Origin of the sequence: Natrinema amylolyticum (assembly GCF_020515625.1) — an archaeon.
Classification (GTDB): Archaea; Halobacteriota; Halobacteria; order Halobacteriales; family Natrialbaceae; genus Natrinema; species Natrinema amylolyticum.
In genome coordinates this window covers 157,634-177,691 of record NZ_JAIWPJ010000005.1, presented here as the reverse complement: position 1 = coordinate 177,691, position 20,058 = coordinate 157,634, and the positions used below count along the sequence as shown (strand labels likewise).

Genomic DNA, 20,058 nt, shown 5'->3' with positions numbered 1-20,058 from the left:
GCGGGCGCGACCTGCAGCGCCGTCGTGGCAAGCGGGTAGTTGTACGGCGTGATACACAGTACCGCGCCGATCGGCTCGTGTTTGACGATCGCCTGCCACCCCTCGTGGCCGGCCGTCGATCCCTCGCGGTACTCGCCCTTGCTGACGATATTGCGCGCCTCCTCGGCCGCTCGATCGAAGCGCTCGGCCGCCTGACCGACCTCGCCGCGGGCCGACGAGATCGGTTTGCCGGCCTCCCGGACGATGACCTCCGCGATCTCTTCTTCACGGTCGCGGAGTCGGTCAGCAATCGTTTCACACCACTCGGCGCGCTCGACGACCGTCGTCTCGCGCAGTTCCGGTTTGATCTCGTGAGCAGCGGCCAGTGCAGTTCGGGCCTCTGTCGGCCCCGCGGCGGCGACTTGGGCGAACGTCCCGCCCTCGGCGAGGTCCGAGACCGACAGCACGTTCTCGGTCTCGATCCACTCGCCGTCGACGTAGATCCGCTCCCGCCGCTGTGCGATTCTCGTTGCCATACACGCCCCTTAGACCCCCTCACTGAAAATGTTTACTCAGGCCCGAAAAAACAAAGAGTATATTGACGGTGTCGTTTGGTAACACGTTCATTTCGATTGATACGCGAACTGAGGACCACAGCTCGAAAACTTATCTTTAGGTATACCAAAGAAATGTTCTCGCATGGGAAGGCTTTAAGTGAAATGCGCACGTACCAATGGATAGGATGAGTACTCAACAGACCGTTCGCCAATCGGCAGACAGCGTCGAGGAGAACAAGCTTCGCCTCGAGCAGGACAAGGCCGAACAGATCGTCGACGCGCTGAACACGGAACTGGCCAACTCGTACGTCCTCTACCACCAGCTGAAAAAACACCACTGGGTCGTCGAGGGCGCGGAGTTCCTCCCGCTCCACGAGTTCTTAGAGGAGGCCTACGAACACGTCGAGGAAGGAGCCGACATCATCGCTGAGCGCGCCCAGGCGCTCGGCGGCGTCCCGGTCTCCGGCCCGTCGAACCAGGAGGAGCGTGCGACCGTCGAGTTCGAGGGCGAGGACGTCTACGACGTCCGCACGATGTTCGAAAACGACCTCGAGATGTACGGCGACATCATCGAGTCGATGCGCGACAGCATCGAACTCGCAGATAACCTCGGCGACCACGCGACCGCCGAGATCCTGCGCGAGATCCTCGTCGATCTCGAGGAGGACGGCCACCACTTCGAACACTATCTCGAGGACGACACGCTGGTCCTCGAGGAAGCGACTCACTGAGCGCGACGCCGGCGACCGATTCGAAAACGAGATCGCGTCGACGACGGTCACATACGGCAGACAGTTTTTCGCCGATCACGCGCGACGGCGTAGTTCACGATCGATACGGGCCGGAGTCCGCGGATCTCGAGTACCGACGAGTTCAGGGCTCGAGATCGACGGCCAGATCGGTCGCGATCCAGCCGTCGCTGTTGTCTCGTTCGGTAAAGACGATCTTTCCGGGGCGGGTTTCGTGACTGCTCACGACCGCCGCCGGCTCCTCGAGTTCCTCGTCGAGTTCGGGATCCTCCCTGCGGGCGGGTACGTCCATCACGCTGAGTTAGGTGGGCCTAATTCTAAAAAGGTTTTGGTCGGCCTAAGACCCTGAGGCAGAATACGGTCAGACATTTGAAATAGGGAGTCAGCGATATATCCCGACAGACTGGCTGCTCGACGTCTTTCGGGGCTGTCGCGGTTCGAACTCCGGGACATCGCTTTCCGCGGTCGCGTCATCGGGAGCGACGACTGAGTCATGCGAGCGGCCCACGCGGAGATAGCATCTTTTTTCGGGTGTCAGTGAATTGGTCGTCATATGAGTTCACACGAGAACCGATCACAGGGAACAATGAGTCGGCGCGGCCGGGACCTGATCGCTCACCTGTTCGACGTCGACGGCGGCCGCGTCGAGTCGCTGAGTTGGCCACTCGGCAACCGCGTCACCGTCGAAGCGGACGCGAACCGACGCTTTCGGTTCGACCATCGACGTTCCCATCGAACGCTGACCGCGTTCGCAGTGACCGACGACACCTGCGTCCTGCGCCTCCGGACGCCGGTCGGCCGCGAGAAGTTCTACGGGATCGCGAACGCCGACGTCGCGCCCCAGTCGATCCCGACGGACTGGATTCGAACGGACTGAGCCGGCGCACTGCGGTCCGAATCGAGCGCTCACCACGATCAGGTTCATTGGCCTCGATACGGAACCTCCGCATATGGAGTACGACGTCATCCAGGGCGACATCGCCGCACAGTCCGCCGACGCGCTCGTCAATGCGGCCGGCACGAGCCTCCGGATGGGGTCCGGCGTCGCCGGCGCGCTCCGCCGCGGTGCGGGCGAGGAGATCAACGAGGAAGCGATGGAGAACGGGCCGGTCGACCTCGGCGAGGTCGCGGTCACCGACGCCTACGACCTCGAGGCCGACTACGTCATCCACGCCGCAGCGATGCCGCACTACGGCAACGGCGAAGCGACCGCGGAAAGCATTCGAGACGCGACGCGAAACGCGCTCGGGAAAGCCGACGATCTCCGCTGTCGCTCGCTCGTCATGCCGGCGCTCGGCTGTGGAGTCGCCGGCTTCGATCTCGCAGCGGGTGCGGAAATCATCGGCGAGGAGATCGAGCGGTACGAGCCCGAGACGCTCGAGGACGTCCAGTTTATCGCCTACAGCGACGAGGAGTACGACACGATTCGAGCGGCGACCGGCAAATCCGAGCGGTCGGAGATGACGGAGGAGAGCAAATCGGATCGGTGAGCGGGTCCGATCCCGTATTCGGTTGGAGAGCGCCACATTCCCAGGAACGGGAGAGGAGCGTCGGGAGCGTCCGGAATTCGCGATCGATCCGGACGACGAGCGGTCATCTCAGACGACGACGTCCCACGTGTGGCCACAGCGTTCGCACTCGAACGTTCGGTTGACTTCTGGGCCGAGCAGTTCGCCGTCGACTTCGGTACCGTTGTTTCCCTTACAGTTCGGACAGCGTATGTCTCTCATAGTCGGTATAGCGGCCTTCGATCGATGTCTCGCTGCTATCACACTAGTATGCGATATGATGTCATATTACTTTCGTTAATTCAATTTATCACACTATCGAACAGCGCTCCACGGAGCTGAGGCAACGGGTCGGCGCGCACTCGTCTGAAAATAGCGGTTCGACCGCAGAACCGAAGCCGTCTGGGTCAGGACAGCGAGAGCCCGCGGATTTCGACGGTGTCGCCGTCGGCGACGCGTCCGATGATCTGTCCGTCCGTCGCCGCGGCTAACTCCTCAGCGCGGTCATCGGGAAGCGCGACGACGAACCCGGTCCCCATGTTGAACGTCCGGTGCATCTCCGCGTCGGTCACGTTCCCTTCCGCCTGAACGAACTCGAAGACCGGCTGTGCCGGGAGCGGGTTCTCGATATCGTACTCGTGCTCGCCCATCCGCAGCAGGTTCGTCCAGCCGCCGCCCGTGACGTGAGCCGCCGCGCGGACCCCGTGGTCGCGCATCGGCTCGAGCAGGTCAGTGTAGATCCGGGTCGGGCGCAGCAGTTCCTCGCCGATCGTTCGCTCGGGGTCGAGCGGGAACTCGTCCGTATAGTCGTGCTCCCGGGTCACCGCCTCGCGAGCGAGGGTCAACCCGTTCGAGTGGATCCCGTTCGAGGGGAACCCGACGAGGGCGTCCCCGACCTGCGCCTCGCCGTCGAAGATTTCGTCTTTCCCGGCGAGTCCGGCACAGGTGCCCGCCAGATCGAACCCTTTCACGACTTCGGGCATGACCGCCGTCTCGCCACCGAGCATGGTGAGATCGGCCTGCTCGAGCCCCACCGCGAGCCCCTCGCCGATCTGGTTGGTCAGCTCCTCGTCGGGTTCGTCGATCGCGAGGTAGTCGACGAAGGCGACGGGTTCGACGCCCGCCGCGACGAGATCGTTGACGTTCATCGCGATGCAGTCGATGCCGATCGTCGAGAAGTCCTCGATCGCTTCGGCGACCAGCAGCTTCGTCCCGACGCCGTCGGTCGCCAGCGCGAGATACCGGTCGCCGATGTCGAGCAGGCCCGCGTACTCGGTCCGCAGGTCGCTGCCGAAGGCCTCGAGCAGGGCCGCGGTCGCGTCCTCGCTCGCCTCGATGTCGACGCCGGTCTCGGCGTAGGTGAGTCCCGTCGCGTCGCCTCCCTCGTCGTCCGTGTCGGTCATACTCGAAGGACCTCCCGGCGCGAGCAAAAGGTCACCGGTCCGGCCGAGACGCCCCGGGACCGCTCGAGCGACCGGGACGACCGGCGTCTACCCGAACGGCCCGACGAAGAGGACCACGTACGCCGCGAGCAGCACCGACGGGACGAAGACGAGGGCGAAGATCCCCTTGTGCCACTCGAGGACCGACTTCCCGTCGAGCGGGCCGAAGGGGATCATGTTGAACGCGGCCAGGAAGAGGTTGATCCAGATCCCCATCTGACCGATCGTCCCGAACGGTTCGGGGAAGATCACCAGCGGGAGGAAGAGCAGCGCTAACAGGAGGTTCGTTACCGGGCCCGCGAGCGCGATCAGCCCGTTCTCGCGCTGGGTCACTTGGCCGCGGTGGTAGACGGCTCCGGGTGCGGCGAAGAGGAACCCGACGAGCGCCCCCATGATCGCCAGAAAGAGCATCTGGTAGTCGGCTCGAAACTCGGCGAGCTGGCCGTGTTCGATCGCGACGACCTTGTGTGCGATCTCGTGGAGGAGGAACGCGACGCCGACCGTGACGAGGCTCAGTCCGACCATCGTGACGAACGTGCCGACGCTTCCGCCGCGGTGGACCGGCGCGAACAACAGCGCGAACGCGACGCTGAGCGTGAGCCACGCGATCGCGAGATCGCGAAGCTCCGTGTCGCTAAAGCGCAGTTCGGGATCGGACTGTCGGGTGGTCCGGTAGCTCATGACAGCAGTCCCCGGATCAGCTCGAGGCTGTTCTGGGCGCCCTGAACGAGCTGTCCCATGAGCGCGTCGACGCCGCCGATTTCGGGGGCTAGCCACGGCAGTACCACGAACGGGAACAGCCCCGTCGCGATCATGCTCCCGATGTTCGTGAGCGCGACGATCATGATCAGCCGGAACAGCGGGACGTCGAACATCGCGTCGAGGGCCTCGCCGATCGGCCGCTCGGTGTCGCCGACGATCTCGTTTAGCGTCTGGATGTCCCGGACGTTGACCGGACGATGTCTGAGTTCGACGTAGCCGGCGAACCAGCCGGGCGCGAGCAGCGGATTGATGCTCGTCAGCCAGGCGACCGCGCCGCCGACGCCGGCGCTGATCCAGCGTGCGCCGGCCAGCCGCGCCAGCGTGAACGCGAAGATCCCGTTGAAGAGGAACCAAGCCGCGAACAGCTTCAACAGGAAGGCGTTCCTGACTCCCGCCATGATCAGCAGGAAGAAGAACCCGAGGAAGCCGATCATGATGAGGTAGCCGACGATCTTCAGCGGCGAGAACCGACGGCTCGAGGCGGTTCCGGAGATCGACTCGAGCGTCGGAATATCCTCGGGGTTCAGCAAGTGGCGTTCGATCCCGGCCTTGTGGCCGGCGCCGACGACGGCGAGGACGTCGTACCCCTGTTCGCGGAGGTCGTGGAGGTTGTGTGCGATGTAGGCGTCGCGTTCGTCGATCAGGGCGTTCGCGCCGCGGGGGCTGAACTGGCGGAACTCCTCCATCATGGCGGCGACGACGTCGCCGTCGGTCATCTCCTCGATGTCGATCTCGTCGATGTCCTCGACGTCGCTACTGAGCCCGTCGAGGCCGAGTCCGAGGACGGCACCGATAGTGACGCCGACGCCGAGGCCGGCCAGCGTCCCGGCCGTCCCTCGAATCGCATAGATACCCGCGCTCTCGACCGTCCCGGCCGAGAACGGCCCGACGAAGGTCCCGGTCGCGACCAGTGCGAGACAGCCGCCGATCCCGAGGACTAGTCCGGCGAGAACCCGTATCGAAAACCCCGAGAGATAGCCACCGGTGTACCGTCCGGCGGACTCGAGGGAGGGCAGAAAGAGGAGACCGACGAACGTGCCGACGAGCGCGCCGATTGCGCCGCCGCCGGCGTACTGGAGCGTCGTGGGATCGCTGATTCCGACCAGCAGGAGGTCACCGAAGCCGAACACCGGGGCGAGAAACGCGGCGACGAGAAAGCCGAGAACGGCGCCACCGACGGCGCCGAAGGTGAGCCCAAGCGTTCGGGGATCGGTGATTCCGAGCGCAAGCCCGCCGACCATTTTCAGCTTCTCGGTTACGGTGAGCCCGTTCCAGAACCGTTGGATCGTCGTCTGAATGTCGCGGTCGACCAGGGCGACACCGCTGCCGTTCGCTTCGGCGGCCTCGATGGCGGCCCGCATGTCGGCACCGGGTTCGATGTCGAACTGATCGCCGAGCCGTGACTGAACGTACGACAGCATCCAGTAGGCCAGAAACTGAAAGACCGTGTTGCCCGAGAGGAGATCGCCCGCTTCGATGTCGTCCGGCGTGCCGCCTTTCATCTGGCGGTAGCGCCCTTCGTCGAGTTCGACGGCGACGACGTCCGGGTCCTCTCGGTCGATCGTCTCGCGAACCTCGTCGACACTCGCTTGCGAGACGTGTGCCGTCCCGAGGACCTCGACGGAGCCGCGCTCGCGGTCGGGCGGTGCTGGCGGCTCCGGCACGTCGGCCTCGCCTGCGTCGCTCATTACTCCCCCCAACTCGGCGGCGACTTTTACCAGTATCGGACCGCGAAGGCGTGTAAAATATCTATACAGTTGAACAGTCGAGCAGCCCGAACTGTCACTCGAGTCCGGTCGATCCCCGTCGACCGCTGAAAGCAAGACTGATTGGTGCCCTCGGGCAAAACCGGCCAATGACGGCCCTTCGGGAGACGGTCATCGAAAATCGGGAGATGGTCCAGCCGAATCACGCCAACACGCTCGACGTCGCCCACGGCGGCAACGTGATGAAATGGATGGACGAAGTGGGCGCGATGAGCGCGATGCGATTTTCCGGCGAGATGTGTGTCACCGCACGCGTCAACCAGATGAACTTCGAGCGGCCGATCCCCGTCGGCGACGCGGCGTACATCACCGCCTACGTCTACGACGCGGGCACCTCGAGCGTGAAGGTCCGTCTGATCGCCGAGCGCGAGAACCTTCAGACTCGCGAGCGCAAACGAACCACTGAATCGTACTTCGTCTACGTCGCCATCGACGAGGACAACACGCCGACGACGGTTCCCGAGTTGACCGTCGACACGGACGAAGGGGAACGACTTCGACGGGAGGCGCTCGCGGACGATCTGGGCCGAGCCGACTAGCCGCACCGGCCGACCCGTCTCTGCGAGCGCTCTTCCGCGGTCGAATCGACGACCGGAATCATCGACGAGTGTCGATCGCTCCACTGATCGCGTCGACTATCGGGCCGATCATCTATCGGACGGTGACCGACCGGTGAGGACAGTTACTCCGCGTCGGTGCCGTCGGACCGTGGATCGAGCTCTTTGGCCTCCTCGAGCGTTCCCTCGAGGGTCCCGCGGGTGTCGGCGATCGTCGCACCCACGAGGCCACCGATCGCGCCGCCGGTACTGGCCGCGTTTCGACTGAACAGGCCACCGATCCCTGCACCGACCGCTGCGCCGATCGCCGCGTATCGTGCACGGAGCAACACTGCAGTTATGCGTTCTCTCATGTGACGTATATGGTCACTGTCACGGATAAATATACCTCTCGAGCGCGCACGTCGAGCGGTTCCGGTGCAGATGATCCGCGATCGTCGCCTGACGCGCGGTCCAAACGGGCGAGCCGGGCTCAGAGCAACGTATCGACCGCGGCCAGCGACTCGAGGACGTGATCCGGCTCGGTGTCGGCGTCGGTCGCAGCGAGATCCGCGCGGTCGGTGACGCCGGTGAGTACGAGGGCCGTCTCCATCCCGGCGCGATTGCCGAGTTCGATGTCCGTGTTGAGACGGTCGCCGACGACCAAGACGTTCCGCGGATCGGTGTCCAGTCGGTCCATCGCCGCCTCGGCCGCGATCGATGACGGTTTGCCCAGAATCGCGTCCGCCTCGCGGCTGGCCACGGCCTCCATCGCGGCGAGGATCGCCCCCGAGCCCGGAATCTCGCCGTCGTCGATCGGGATCGTCGCGTCCGGATCGGTACCGTAGAACGGAACGTCGCCCTCGAGCGCCCGCAGGGCCTCCCAGAGCGTGCCGAACGAGAAGTTCTTGTCGAACGATCCCAACACGACCTCGGCCGCGTCGGGCTCCGTCGTCAGTTCGACAGCCGCGTCTTCGAGGATCGCCCGGAGTCGCTCGCCGCCGACGAGATAGACCGCGTCGTCGGTGTGGGTCGCCGCGAGGTACTCCGCGGAGACGGTCGCCGACGTGAGGACGGCGTTCGGATCGACGTCGATCCCGTGCGGTGCGAGTTTCTCGCCGTAGTGGTCGGCCCCCCGCGTCGGGTTGTTCGAGAAGAGCAGCCGCGAACAGCCGGCCGCCTCGAGCGCGCGCAGCCCGTCGGTGACGCCGGGAAGCAATGCCTCGCCGCGGACGATCGTCCCGTCGACGTCGAGGATCACCGCCTCGTAGTCAGTCATCGCTCGACCGTACGACGGGCCGGCGATTGAGTGTTTGGATGGGATTCGCGAATGCCGACGGCCGACGGGCGGTCGACCGGTGTAGCCGAACGCCACCCGCCGATGGATCGACGGGGTCAGCGCTGCGGATCGCGGGATCAGCACCAGCAGATCGGCGGGGTCAGCGCCGGCGCTCGAGGGAGAGATCTTCGGTCTCGACGTCCGCCGACTCGGCCCGCTCGTTGGAGTCGATCAGTCGGTCCAGTTTCGCCTCGAACTCGGCCTCGGACAGTTCGCCGGCGGCGTATCGCTCCTGCAGCGTCGTCACGGGGTCGGTCCCGCTGTCGGCCGTCTCGACCCTCTCACCGCGTTCCGGTTCGATATCGCGCGACTCGTCGTCTCCCGTCCGGCCGGCGAGGTACCACAGGAGGAGACCTCCGATCACGATCAGGGCAGTGGCCAGAATCGCGTACACCGGGCCGGCCAGCAACAGCAACGCGATGATCAGCACGTCGGCCAGGACGAACTTGATGGCGAACAACTCGACGAGCGAGTAGTCCCGTCCGCCGGCGGTTTCGCTGGCCATGTGCGCTAGTTGTATCCCGGCTGAAATAACTGTGGGGGACTGCGGTACCGAGCAGACGGTCAGCGTCTGTCGCCACGTCTCGATGGATCGATAATGCGAGACCGCTGGTCGGCCAATCGCTGGGAAAACACCATACCGCTGCCGACCGAACGAGAAAGCATGACACTCGATGTCGAGGTTCCCGATCCGCCGAGGCTCCACGGCTCACAGGACCCCGGTGACTACGACGCCGTCGACGAACCCGACGAGCGGACGGGGGACAACGTCCGCCGCGAAGCGCTGGCCGACTTCCTCGAGGCGGGCGCGTGGGAAGACGCATTCGACGAGTGGGCCAGGGACACCTACCTGTCCGAAACGGAGTTTCGGGCCGTCCGCGAGGCGGGCTTGCTCGAGCGACTCGACTTCTACTGGAATCAGTCCGCAGAAGACGTCGGCTACCGCGCGCCGGCGGTTCCGGACGATCTGGCGGCGACTCGCGAGGGACTCGACGACGTCGATATTCAGGGCATCGAGGAGGAGTTGGACTCGCTCGGCCGGACAGTGAGCGAAGTGCTGGAGAACGATTACATCCACCGCGACGGGGAGGAGTTCGGTTACACCTGGGAGTAGCGGGGTAACGAATCCCCGAATCGGTCACTGACAGCTCCATCGCACCCGCGTTTCCGAGCGACCGGCTCGAGCAGCGTCCGTCTCCGGAGAACGTCCTCATGCCGGGGTTTTAGCCGTTCTGCGATCGAACGGAGAGATATGGACGATCGGGGTCCCGCCGGTCCGGTGTGCGCGGCTCTCGAGAACGATCCCCGAGCGATCCTCGAAACAACCCGTCGAATCGTGGCGGCGGACACGCGGAATCCGCCGGGGAACACGCGAGCGCTCGCCGACTGGCTCGCCGAGGAGTTCGAATCGCTCGGATGCGACTGTGAGCGCTTCGCCGTCGATCCGATGAAACCGAACTTCGTCGCGACGATGCCGGGTGCCAGCGAGTTCACGCTCCTGTACAACGGCCACCTCGATACGGTTCCGTTCCGCGAGGCGGAGTGGACGTACGATCCGCTCGGCGAGGTCGACGGCGACCGGCTGTACGGTCGGGGGACGACCGATATGAAGGGCGCCATCGGAGCGATGCTCCAGGTCGCCAGGGCGTACGCGGAAACCGACACCGAGCCACCGGTCACGCTCCAGTTCGCTCTCGTGAGCGACGAGGAAGTCGGCGGTGAGGTCGGACTCGCCGCTCGATTGGGGAGTGGTCGGCTGAGCGCCGACGCCTGTGTGGTCGGCGAAGCGACTGGCCGACGCGATAGCAACTCGATCGCGGTCGGCGACCGGGGATACGTCTGGCCGTCGATCAGATACGAAGGGCGCGCGGCCCACGGCTCGAGGCCGATGTTCGGCGAGAACGCGATCGATCGCCTGTACGAGACGGTTCGGACGTGTCGGCGACGGCTTCGGCAGTTCGAGGTCCCGACCGACGGGATCGACGAGTCGATTCTCGCCGAGAGCGTCGAGTACTATTCGATCCACCTCGACGAGGAAACGGCGAGGGCCCTCTTTCGCTCGCCGACCGTCAACCTCGGCACGTTCAACGGCGGTGATGCGGTCAATACCGTTCCCGCGAGCGCCGAAGCCACGCTCGACGTTCGCATATTGCCGTCGGTCGGTTCGGAAGCGATTATTTCGCGGATTCGAGACTGCCTCGACGAGCGAGCGGCCGCGACGCTCGTCGACGTCACGTGTAAGGCGGGGTCGTACACGGCCCCCGATTCGGCGATCGTTCGAGCGACGAGCCGCGTCGTCGACGACGTCGTGCCGACGCCGCTGTATCGCCGGTTCGCGACGGGCAGCGGTGACGCACAAGTGTTCCGCGAGAACGGGATCCCGAGCGTCGAATTCGCGACCGGCACGGGAACGGCACACGCGGTCGACGAGTACACGACCGTCGACAAACTCCGCCGGAACGCGCTCGTCTACGCGCGACTCCCGTTCGAGATCGATCGGATCCGCGGCGGTTGAAACCGCTTTCCCGGCCGCGAGGTGGGAATTCTTATCCGGGAACCCGACCTACGACCATCCATGACACTCGAGGTCGAGCCCCCCGAGCCGCCGGAGTTGGAGTTCGTCGACCCGAACGAGTACGAGGACGCGACCGTCAGCGCCGACGGTGCCGAGGAGATCGACTACCGCCGCGAGGAGCTACAGGCGTTCCTCGAGGAGGGCGCCTGGGACGAGGCCTTCGACGAGTGGCGCGCGGACACGGACCTCGAGGAAGGCGAGTACGAGATCGCCCGCGATCTGGACCTCTTCGCGGGCTTTGACTTCTTCTGGGACGACTTCGCCGATCGGGTGGGCTATCACGCGCCCGGCATTCCGGAGGACTGGCAGGCCCGAGAGTACCATCCCGACCTCGACACCTGGGGAACGGTCTCCTCGATCAACGCCGAACTGACCGAGTTCGGCCAGATCGTCTCGGTCACACTCAAAGAGGAGTACGTCGACTGGGAGGCCGAGTACGAACCGCCCGAGGACCTTCCCGACTTCGACTAACGGTCCGGACCGACCGTCGCGGCGCTCGTCGCTACTTTCGCTCGCCGGACGTCGATTCGCGTCGGTCGCTCGAGTTCCACTCGAGTCGACCGTCCGCTAGGCGATGGCTGCTGGGCGATGATCTGCCGGAGAGTCAGTCCCGTGGAACCGCGAGGTTTCGTGTCTGCCCGTCGCATTCCGGACAGGAGCCCAGCGAGTCGGTCGCTTCTCGATAGCCGCAGTTCCGGCACTCGTAGTACGATCGGTCGGGCGTGTACGGATCGGTGTAGACCATGGTGGTTGGTACACTGTATCACGAAAAAGCGTTACGCCGGGTTAATAGAAAGGCGTATAGACAACGAAAAGGGGTTAAATCCGTTTAAATACTGGGCGTCTGTCCAATAATCACCTCGCGATCATCGAGTCGCGACGATCGCGAACGTCTCCGGTCGGCCGCTGGCGAATTCGATCTCGAAGCCGGCGGCCTCGAGTCGCGCCGTCGCCGTCGCGAGATCGAACCGCTCCTCGAGCGGCGGACCGGCGTCCGAGTCGCCGTCGGCTGACCAGTCGACCGTGACCAGTCGGCCGCCGGGATGGAGGACCCGCGCGAGTTCCGCGAGGGCACCGTCGGCATCGTCGTCCGCCTCCGCTCCCTCCGCATCCGCTGCTGCTGTCGGCGACGCGTACTCGTGGTGGGTCATCGTGGAGTACGCGCCGTCGAGTTCCCCGTCGTCGAAGGGAAGCGACGAGATTTCGGCCGTGACGAACTCGACGGCCTCGGGAACGTCCTTCTCTCGGTACCGATCGTGCATCGCGGGCTGGACGTCCACCGCGTACAGGGTGTCGACGAACGGTGCGACATCGTCCGCGTAAAAGCCCGTTCCGGAGCCGAGGTCGGCGACGACGCCGTCCGCCGTCGGCTCGAGCATCGCGAGCAGTTCCTCGCGGGAGCAGTATCGGTAGCGAGACGGGTCCTCGAGGGCGTCCGCTCGATCGACCGGATACGTGTGAAATCCCATACGTCCGTTCCGGACCGACCGGCCTTCGGCGTTGCGTTCCCACCGAAACCGAACGGAGTCGGACGCGTCGATCGAATGGTGCTGTGCCGCAGGGAGAAACGGACCGGTGCTGTGCTACGAGTGGAAACCGGATCGACGATGGCATCGACCCGGTCGTTCGGCGCTACTCGGGCTGTTCGCGGTCCGAAACGCGACTCGAGGAGGTGAGACCGTCAGCCGGACCATTCGCCGGCCAGGTCGCCGGCGATGTTCCGTCGCCACTGATCGAATCCGTCTTCGCAGTCGGCGTTGTCGTCGATGTGATCGACGAATCCGGCGCCCGGCGATGAGAGTTCGTCGCCACAGAAGGGACAGGTGATCGGGTCGGCCCACTCCGTCGTCGTGATAGCAGTCATCGGTATCGGTGTATATCAGGAACTATCATATAAGACTCGTCCGTTAACATCTATTATAATTAGTGTGGCATATAATGCCATATTCACCCAATTAGCAGTTCCTTTCTCACTACCGGACGGACGACAGTCGGGATCGATGGATACTCCGTCGTCCGGTCGCGACTCTCGGCGAGAACGAATGTCGGTTCGACGAGCGGCCGGACGGCTGGCGAGCTACGACGCGCTCGTACTGACGGCCGCGATCTGGTTTCTCGCGAAGTTCCTCCGATACGCCTTCCCACCGCTGTTCGACGCGTTTCAGTCGAGCTACGGCGTTTCCGATGCCGTCCTCGGAACCGCGTTCTCCGGGCTGATGCTCGTCTACGCGGCCATGCAGTTTCCCTCCGGCGTGCTCGCGGACCGGCTCGGTTCGGTGACCGTCATCACGACCGGCGCGCTCGTCGCGGCCATCGCTGCGCTCGCACTGGTCGTCGACTCGCCGTTTCTCGTCCTCGTCGGCGCGATGCTCGTGATCGGAGCCGGAACCGGCGCGCACAAGACCGTCGCCGTCCGGCTCCTCGCTCGAGCCTATCCGGCCCGGACGGGGCGAGCGCTCGGCGTGCTGGACACGTTCGGTGCGCTCAGCGGCGTCGTCGCGCCCGCCGCCGCCGTCGGGGTCGCGTCGCTGGCGCTCGGTCCGATCTCGAGCTGGCGGCTGGTTTTTCTGGGTGCCGGCCTCGTCGGGCTGGCGCTCGCGGCGGCGTTCCGGGTTCGGGTCCCGAAGCGACTGCCGGGCGAATCGAGCGGCATCGACACGAACCCGATCGATCGCGGCGGCGAGATCGCGCAGTACGCGTCGCTCTTTCGCGACTGGCGGTTCTCGACGTTCGCCCTGCTGACGGTCCTGTTCTCCTTTACCTACAACGGGCTGGTCGCGTTCGCACCTCGATACCTCACCGCGGAGGCGGGGCTCACGGCGGCGACCGCGAGCCTGCTCTACAGCGGGCTCTTCCTCGCGAGTCTGGTGCAGTTGGTGACCGGGAACCTCAGCGATCGGGTCGGCCGATTGCCGATCATCGTCGCGACGCTCGGCCTCGCCTCGGTCGCGCTGGTGGCATTCGTCTCGCTGACCGGAACGAGCGATCCGATCCTGCTCGGCGGATTGCTCGTCGCCGTCGGCCTCGGCTCGCACGGCTTCCGACCGGTCAGGGGCGCGTACCTGATGTCGGCCATTCCGGACGACGTCGCCGGCGGCGGACTGGGCGTCGTTCGAACGCTGTTGATGGGTGCCGGCGCGATCTCGCCCGCGGTCGTCGGAACCCTCTCGGAGACCGCCGGCTTCCGGGCCGCGTTCTGGCTGCTCGCCTCGGCGGTCGTCGGTGCCACGCTACTCGGCTGTCTGCTCTGGGTCTTCGAGCGGTCCTGATCGGTTCGCGATCCGAGCACTATCGCCAACTGTCCACGCCAGCGCCGAAACCCGTACTCGTGACGCTCGCCGGACCGCCTGCGGGACAGCTACTGTGAAAAGAGTTAACATGCCTTTCTGCGTATGGTACACTATGGCACTCGAGGAGCAACGCGAATACGTCTGCGTCCAGTGTGGCCGGCGGGAGACGGTCGGGGACGCACTCCTCAGCACCTGTCAACAGTGCGGGGGCGAGATGCGAAACGTCGAGTTGATCCACGACTGACCGCGTCCAGCGTCGGTCGGGACAGTGTTGGTTTCCTCCAGCGGTGCCGCCGTTTCACGAGGGTTCGAGCCAGCAGCCATCGGCATCGGATCACGTGCGGGCGAGCACCATCGCGACCGCGATCAACACCAGTCCGACGACGACTGCGCCGCCACCGACCGTCGTCTCGCCCGCGATCGCGGTCACGCCGCCGGCGACGACCCCCGCACCCCCACCGCCGGCGACGACCGCCGACGAAAGAGCCGGTGCTGCGGTCGTCTCAGCCCGGACGTCCTCGAGGTCCGCTCGAAGCGACTCGATCGCTTCAGTCCGGTCCGCGCGAGTCTCGACGTCTTCGGTTCGCGTCTCGATCGCCTCGACCCGTTCTCCGAGCCCCGAAAGCCGGTCGGAAACCGTCGTCAGCCGCTCGTCGACGGCGTCGAATTCGTCGTCGAGAGACCGGACGTCTGTCTCCAACGTCCCGACATCGCTATCGAGCCTCTGGACGTCACCGTCGAGTGCCTGCACGTCGCCGTCGAGCTCCGCTACCGCCGATTCGTCGGGCTCCGACTCAACGGCCCGAGCGAGATCGTCGTGATCCGACCGGAGCGACTCGAGGCGGTCGTCGACCGCGGAAATATCGTCCTCGAGCGCCGACGAGAGGTCCTCGAAACGGGTTTCGTGAGCGTCCAATCGCTCTTCGGTGGCATCGGTTCGATCGTCGATCGCCGAGAGCGTCTCGGCGAGCGACTCGATCTCGTCCTCGAGGTCGGTCCGCAGCGCCGCGACGTCGTCCTCGAGCGTCGCCCGAATCTCGGCCGCTCGATCGTCGACCGTCGCCTCTACGTCGTCGACTCGGTCGGTAACCGTCGTTCGAACGTCGCTCACCTGCGCTTCGAGACTCGTCCGAACCTCGTTCACTCGGTCCTCGAGTTCGTCGTCGAGGTCGTCGATCCGGTCCTCGACGGCCGCGAGGTCCGTCGCGATGGCGTCGACGTCCGCCGTCACCGACTCGATCTCGTCGGTCGCGTCGGCGAGGGACTCGCGCAACTGGGCGACGTCGTCTTCCGGCACTGTCTCGTCGTCGAGCCGCTCGACGGCGTTCTCGAGCGCTGCGAGATCCTCCTCGATCCCGTCAGTCGCGTCCGCGATCCGGGCGTCGAGCGTCGAGACCGCGTCGTCGATCCGCCGATCGAGTGCGTCCTCGAGCGATCGGAGCTCTGAATCGAGCGTTTCGAGGTCCGCATCGACGGTTTCGAGATCGCTCGCGAGGTCCGCTACTGTTCCCCGGCCGGCCGCCCGCGTTTCGAGGTCGGCGAGCGCGTCCGTCGCGTCCGACATCGTCTCACCGAGGTCGTCGACCGCCGTCTCGAGCGTCGACAGCCCGTCCGCGACGGCGTCGACTCGCTCGGCGTCCGCCGCCGTCTCCTCTATGTCGTCGATCGCGTCCCGGACGGTCTCGAGATCGGCATCGAGCGCTGCGGTGCGATCGTCCACCCGCTCCCGGAGGGCATCCAGTTCGTCGTCGACGGCTGCGATCTCCTCGTCGAGCGTCGAGTCGATCGCCTCGAAGCGCGCGTCGGTTCGTTCGGAGCGCTCCTCGAGTCGCCCCGACACGCCGTCGATCCGCGTGCTCAGTTCCTCGAGCCGTCCCGCGACGCCCTCGATTCGCGTTCCAGCGCGGTCGACGTCCGCCTCGAGAGCCTCGAACTCGTCGGTCAGTCCCGAGACGCGTTCCTCGACCGCCTCGAGCGCCGCTTCGGTCGCCGCGGTCGCTTCGAGATCGTCCAGGTCGGCCCGGACGGCGTCGAGAGCGTCATCCAGCGACTCCGTCCGATCCGCGGCAGTCTCGAGGTCGGCCGCCAGCTCGGCGAGTCGCTCGTCGAGGGCGGCTCGTTCGTCGGCCGCGGTCGCTTCGACCGAAGCGAGGTCGTCCGCGAGGCCCTCGAGGTCGTCGTCGACGCTCTCGACGTCGTCCTCGAGCTCCGTCACGTCGTCGTCGCTTGCGTGCGTCTCGCTTTCATCCTCGATATCCGCCAGATCGTCGGCGAACGACTCGAGGCGGTCGTCGATCTCGTCGACGGTTTCGGCCGCGGCCGCGCGTTCCTCGATGTACTCGAGGTCTTCGAACAGTGTCTCGAGGTCCTCGCGGACGGACTCGATCTCGGCGTCGCGGTTCGCGAGCCGGTCGAACAGCTGATCGATCGCGTCGTCGGTGCGCTCGGCATCTCCGCGGGTCGCTGCGTCGTCGTCGAACGCGAGTTCGGTCGCCTCGCTCGCCGCGGACGCCTCGTTCTCGCTCGAGGAGTCGCCGGTGTCCTCGCCGGGAGCGGCGGAGGCGGACCAGGTGACCGCCTCGTGGGCCTCGACCTCGTCCCTGGCCGCCGCGAACGCGCCTCGAGCGGCGCTCGCAGCGGGGTCGTCCGCGAGTCGGACGCCGCGGACAGAGAACGGGAGCGTCGCCGCGTCGAATCGGCCGCCGATCAGGAACTCGACGCCGTCGATGGCGGCCTCGCCGGCGACCGCGATCGGAACGGACACCCCCTGCTGGACGTCGCTCTCGTTGGCCGCGTCTCGGATCGCCTCGATCACCTCGGCTAGCAGGGCGTCGTAGGCCCGAGCGAGAGCGCTCTCGATCTCGCCCGCCGCCGTGTCGGGGTCGAGCGTGAACCCCTCGAGGACGTCGGCGACCCGCGCCGGTTCGCGACCGGTTTCGTCGGCTACCCGGTCGACGATCCACTCGCGGCCCGTGGCGAGCGAGACGGCTATCGCCGGGACGCCGTAGTACGCGAGCGCGACGCTCGTCGTCTGCCTCCCCATACAGATGCCGAGTCCGGTGTAGTTGTCGGCCGCCAGTTGGTCGTAGACGACGGCGAATCCCGTGCTGATCGGCGTCGCGTCGAGTCCGCGGTCGGCCAGAATCGACTCGACTGCCTCGCGGTGCGCGTCGGTCGGCGCCGCCGCGTCGACGAGCGGTCCCGGCGTCGTATAACAGAGCCGACCGTCCGTCGCGTCGGCCACGACGTCGTCGATGAGCGCATCCAACGCGGGCCGTGCGTACGCCGTCGCGTCCGTCGCGAGGACGCCGTTCGCGAACAGGGGCTGCGGTCTCTCGTCCGCGGCGTCGGCGGCCACCCGAGCGGTCGCGCCGATCGCGTACGTCTCGCCGTCCACGTCTATCGTCGTTTTCCCCTCCGAGAGTCCCACCGTGTCGAATGCGGCGGCGTCGACCGGTACCACCACCGGCGGGACCGCGTCGATCGTCGGCCCGTCGCCTGCGTCGGTGACGGCCCGGATCGCCTCCGGTCCGATATCGAGACCGTAATCCATGCCCCCGGTGACTCGAACGACCCTATTGGAAGTTTGCCCCGCAGTACCAGATGTGAAAATCGGCTCGGCGTCGTCGCCTCGCGTTCGCTCGGCTGCAGTGGCCCACCGTCAAGTGAGCCGTGTTCCGATCGCGATCACGTCCGTACGCCCGATATTCGGGGCCGATCAAAATTATTTCTTACTCGAGTTCTTGTTTACACCTACCAGATAAGAGACTATTTCTCGCGTGAGAATGAAACCGTTTCTCATAGCAGATACAGGGGTTCGAAATGCCGGACTCCGATATAGGTCTGGGGAGTCGTACCATACAGCGATCATAATCCTCCATGTTTATCAGTCAGGACAGTGGTGTGTTACGTATATGTCTGAAACCGGGACGGAGTCCCGTCCACTGGTCCGACAGCTTCCGGATCCGACTACAGCGTCGAACGTCCGGTACGATCTGTCGCTCGAGGAACTGCGCGAACTCGCCGAGCCCGACGAGACGACGACCGAGTTCGGATCGGCGTCGTACGTCAGTGAGGTCCGCTCGCGGAGCGCCGATCGGACGAAAAACGCTGTCGACGACGAGTTCACCGATCGGGATCACGAACTCGTCGACGACGCGATCGGTCTCACGAGCGACCGTGAGATGCTCTGCGTCGATCGACTGATGGGCCGTCACCCGGACGCGACCTTCTGTTGTCGCCTGTTCGTCCCCGTCGAGCACGCTCGGATCGCGTACGCGTGGGCGAGCCTGTTCGAGCCGACCGACGGACGTGATCCCGATCTCTACACCGTCCACCTGCCCGATTACGACGAGACCGAGATTCGAGTCCGTCCCAACATCGGCGTGACGACCGTCCTCGGCACGGACTACATCGGCGAAGCCAAGAAGTCGTTCCTCCGGCTGTACATGTACCGCATCAAGCAGCAGGGCGGTCTCGGACTCCACGCGGGCAGCAAGCGCGTCCGCGTCCGCGACGCTGACGGCGAGCTACGGACCGTCGGCCAGGTGTTCATGGGCCTCTCCGCGACCGGCAAGTCCACGCTGACCTCTCACGGCTGCTGGCTCGAGGACCCGGAGGACGCGTCCATGCTGCAGGACGACGTCTGTGGCCTCCTCTCGGACGGCTCCGTCGCCGGCAGCGAGGGCGAGGGACTGTTCATCAAGACGATCGGCCTCGGCGAAGACGAGCAGCCGGAACTCTACGAGGCCGCGACCACCGAATCGGCGATCCTCGAGAACGTCGCGGTCGACGAGGACGGCACCGTCCACTTCGACGAGGACCGCTATACGTCGAACTCTCGAGCCATCATCCAGCGCGACGAACTCGAGAGCGCCGACGAGGAGATCGATCTCGGCAGCATGGATCAGGTCTTCTTCATCACCCGGAACCCCCTGATGCCCCCGGTCGCCAAACTCGACGAGGAGCAGGCCGCCGTCGCCTTCATGCTCGGCGAGTCGATCGAGACCAGCGCGGGCGACCCGTCGCGAGCCGGCGAGTCGATCCGCGTCGTCGGAACGAACCCCTTCATCATCGGCTCCGAAGGCGAGGAGGGGAACATCTTCCACGAACTCATCGACCTCCTCGAAGCCGACTGTTACATCATCAACACGGGCTATCTCGGCGACGAGTCGAAAGACATCGGCGTCACCGAATCCGTGACGATCCTCACCGAGGCCGCCCGCGGGACCATCGAGTGGAGCCACGACGAACGGATGGGGCTGACGATCCCCGACTCCGTCCCGGGACTCGACGTCGACGACTACTACGTGCCGGACCACGTCGACGACTACGACGAGGCGCTCGCGGAACTACGCGCCGACCGTCGCGAATACTTGTCGCAGTTCGACGACCTCCGCGAGGAGATCAGAGACGCCGTCTACTGATCGCCGCTCTCCGTTCCCTCTCGGAGCGCGACCGATCGCCCCCGGTTTTTCAGATAAGTCGAGATCCCCCGGCAGCGGGGCGGCACTCGCCGCACACGAATACCATTATATGTGTCGAGTTCTCACGGT

Annotated in this window: 23 protein-coding genes; 10 read left to right on the top strand and 13 right to left on the bottom strand. The window is 65.5% G+C overall.

The genetic code is table 11. The annotated features are described in order from the left end of the window. Positions 1 to 515: aldehyde dehydrogenase family protein (locus LDH66_RS20995; RefSeq protein ID WP_226483034.1), on the bottom strand; the 515-nt coding region annotated here is incomplete at its 3' end. A gap of 206 nt (positions 516 to 721) precedes the next feature. On the opposite strand from LDH66_RS20995, the gene dpsA reads away from it, so the two are divergent. Continuing rightward, positions 722 to 1,267: a DNA starvation/stationary phase protection protein DpsA gene (gene dpsA, locus LDH66_RS20990; protein WP_226483033.1), complete on the top strand. Its 546-nt coding sequence runs from the start codon at positions 722 to 724 to the stop codon at positions 1,265 to 1,267. A 142-nt stretch (positions 1,268 to 1,409) separates the two neighbouring features. On the opposite strand, the gene LDH66_RS20985 is transcribed toward dpsA, so the two are convergent. Then, on the bottom strand, positions 1,410 to 1,577 hold the full coding sequence (locus tag LDH66_RS20985) for a hypothetical protein (protein ID WP_226483032.1): 168 nt from the start codon (positions 1,575 to 1,577) through the stop codon (positions 1,410 to 1,412). Positions 1,578 to 1,838: 261 nt separating this feature from the next. Here LDH66_RS20985 and LDH66_RS20980 point away from each other — a divergent pair, with 261 nt between their 5' ends. Together LDH66_RS20980 and LDH66_RS20975 are read left to right on the top strand one after the other, a co-directional pair. After that, the gene (locus LDH66_RS20980) at positions 1,839 to 2,162 is read left to right on the top strand and encodes a hypothetical protein (RefSeq protein WP_226483031.1); all 324 of its coding nucleotides are present in this window, start codon (positions 1,839 to 1,841) and stop codon (positions 2,160 to 2,162) included. A gap of 73 nt (positions 2,163 to 2,235) precedes the next feature. Continuing rightward, positions 2,236 to 2,775, top strand: a complete 540-nt coding sequence (locus LDH66_RS20975; RefSeq protein WP_226483030.1) for a macro domain-containing protein — start codon at positions 2,236 to 2,238, stop codon at positions 2,773 to 2,775. Positions 2,776 to 2,883: 108 nt separating this feature from the next. On the opposite strand, the gene LDH66_RS23035 is transcribed toward LDH66_RS20975, so the two are convergent. The 4 genes from LDH66_RS23035 to LDH66_RS20960 form a co-directional block, all read right to left on the bottom strand. After that, positions 2,884 to 3,015, bottom strand: coding sequence for a hypothetical protein (locus tag LDH66_RS23035; RefSeq protein ID WP_264182571.1), 132 nt, complete (start codon positions 3,013 to 3,015; stop codon positions 2,884 to 2,886). A gap of 185 nt (positions 3,016 to 3,200) precedes the next feature. Continuing rightward, on the bottom strand, positions 3,201 to 4,196 hold the full coding sequence (gene purM, locus LDH66_RS20970) for a phosphoribosylformylglycinamidine cyclo-ligase (protein WP_226483029.1): 996 nt from the start codon (positions 4,194 to 4,196) through the stop codon (positions 3,201 to 3,203). An 87-nt stretch (positions 4,197 to 4,283) separates the two neighbouring features. Beyond that, on the bottom strand, positions 4,284 to 4,916 hold the full coding sequence (locus tag LDH66_RS20965; RefSeq protein WP_226483028.1) for a metalloprotease: 633 nt from the start codon (positions 4,914 to 4,916) through the stop codon (positions 4,284 to 4,286). After that, positions 4,913 to 6,685, bottom strand: coding sequence for a TraB/GumN family protein (locus LDH66_RS20960; RefSeq protein WP_226483027.1), 1,773 nt, complete (start codon positions 6,683 to 6,685; stop codon positions 4,913 to 4,915). Before LDH66_RS20960 ends, LDH66_RS20965 begins: the two co-directional genes overlap by 4 nt. Positions 6,686 to 6,852: 167 nt before the next feature. Between LDH66_RS20960 and LDH66_RS20955 the strand changes: the two genes are divergently transcribed. Further along, positions 6,853 to 7,302: an acyl-CoA thioesterase gene (locus LDH66_RS20955; protein WP_226483026.1), complete on the top strand. Its 450-nt coding sequence runs from the start codon at positions 6,853 to 6,855 to the stop codon at positions 7,300 to 7,302. Between the two features lie 143 nt (positions 7,303 to 7,445). Here LDH66_RS20955 and LDH66_RS20950 read toward each other — a convergent pair whose 3' ends face one another. The 3 genes from LDH66_RS20950 to LDH66_RS20940 form a co-directional block, all read right to left on the bottom strand. Continuing rightward, positions 7,446 to 7,673, bottom strand: a complete 228-nt coding sequence (locus LDH66_RS20950; RefSeq protein ID WP_226483025.1) for a hypothetical protein — start codon at positions 7,671 to 7,673, stop codon at positions 7,446 to 7,448. Between the two features lie 119 nt (positions 7,674 to 7,792). Continuing rightward, positions 7,793 to 8,578, bottom strand: a complete 786-nt coding sequence (locus LDH66_RS20945; protein ID WP_226483024.1) for an HAD-IIA family hydrolase — start codon at positions 8,576 to 8,578, stop codon at positions 7,793 to 7,795. 160 nt (positions 8,579 to 8,738) lie between these two features. Beyond that, the gene (locus LDH66_RS20940) at positions 8,739 to 9,143 is read right to left on the bottom strand and encodes an SHOCT domain-containing protein (RefSeq protein ID WP_226483023.1); all 405 of its coding nucleotides are present in this window, start codon (positions 9,141 to 9,143) and stop codon (positions 8,739 to 8,741) included. 159 nt (positions 9,144 to 9,302) lie between these two features. Here LDH66_RS20940 and LDH66_RS20935 point away from each other — a divergent pair, with 159 nt between their 5' ends. From LDH66_RS20935 to LDH66_RS20925, 3 genes are all read left to right on the top strand, one after another. After that, a complete protein-coding gene (locus LDH66_RS20935; RefSeq protein ID WP_226483022.1) occupies positions 9,303 to 9,752 on the top strand; it encodes a DUF7992 family protein in 450 nt (149 codons plus the stop codon). A 138-nt stretch (positions 9,753 to 9,890) separates the two neighbouring features. Further along, positions 9,891 to 11,153 carry a M20 family metallopeptidase gene (locus tag LDH66_RS20930; RefSeq protein WP_226483021.1) on the top strand — a complete coding sequence of 421 codons (1,263 nt, stop codon included), beginning with the start codon at positions 9,891 to 9,893 and terminating at the stop codon, positions 11,151 to 11,153. A 60-nt stretch (positions 11,154 to 11,213) separates the two neighbouring features. Then, on the top strand, positions 11,214 to 11,684 hold the full coding sequence (locus LDH66_RS20925) for a DUF7992 family protein (RefSeq protein WP_226483020.1): 471 nt from the start codon (positions 11,214 to 11,216) through the stop codon (positions 11,682 to 11,684). A gap of 133 nt (positions 11,685 to 11,817) precedes the next feature. On the opposite strand, the gene LDH66_RS20920 is transcribed toward LDH66_RS20925, so the two are convergent. The 3 genes from LDH66_RS20920 to LDH66_RS20910 all read right to left on the bottom strand — a co-directional run bounded on the left by LDH66_RS20920 (position 11,818) and on the right by LDH66_RS20910 (position 13,077). Next, entirely contained in the window at positions 11,818 to 11,958 is a 141-nt protein-coding gene (locus LDH66_RS20920; RefSeq protein WP_226483019.1) for a rubrerythrin-like domain-containing protein, read from the bottom strand. 121 nt (positions 11,959 to 12,079) lie between these two features. Then, positions 12,080 to 12,682, bottom strand: a complete 603-nt coding sequence (locus tag LDH66_RS20915) for a class I SAM-dependent methyltransferase (protein WP_226483018.1) — start codon at positions 12,680 to 12,682, stop codon at positions 12,080 to 12,082. A gap of 212 nt (positions 12,683 to 12,894) precedes the next feature. Further along, complete coding sequence (locus LDH66_RS20910) at positions 12,895 to 13,077, bottom strand: DUF7501 family protein (RefSeq protein ID WP_226483017.1); 183 nt, start codon at positions 13,075 to 13,077, stop codon at positions 12,895 to 12,897. Positions 13,078 to 13,255: 178 nt separating this feature from the next. Here LDH66_RS20910 and LDH66_RS20905 point away from each other — a divergent pair, with 178 nt between their 5' ends. Beyond that, positions 13,256 to 14,482, top strand: coding sequence for an MFS transporter (locus LDH66_RS20905; RefSeq protein ID WP_226483016.1), 1,227 nt, complete (start codon positions 13,256 to 13,258; stop codon positions 14,480 to 14,482). A gap of 133 nt (positions 14,483 to 14,615) precedes the next feature. Continuing rightward, complete coding sequence (locus tag LDH66_RS20900) at positions 14,616 to 14,747, top strand: rubrerythrin-like domain-containing protein (RefSeq protein WP_226483015.1); 132 nt, start codon at positions 14,616 to 14,618, stop codon at positions 14,745 to 14,747. 90 nt (positions 14,748 to 14,837) lie between these two features. Here LDH66_RS20900 and LDH66_RS20895 read toward each other — a convergent pair whose 3' ends face one another. Further along, positions 14,838 to 18,056: a disk-shape morphogenesis protein volactin gene (locus tag LDH66_RS20895; RefSeq protein WP_226483014.1), complete on the bottom strand. Its 3,219-nt coding sequence runs from the start codon at positions 18,054 to 18,056 to the stop codon at positions 14,838 to 14,840. A gap of 361 nt (positions 18,057 to 18,417) precedes the next feature. On the opposite strand from LDH66_RS20895, the gene LDH66_RS20890 reads away from it, so the two are divergent. Continuing rightward, positions 18,418 to 19,929, top strand: a complete 1,512-nt coding sequence (locus LDH66_RS20890; protein WP_226483013.1) for a phosphoenolpyruvate carboxykinase (ATP) — start codon at positions 18,418 to 18,420, stop codon at positions 19,927 to 19,929. Positions 19,930 to 20,058 lie beyond the last annotated feature (129 nt).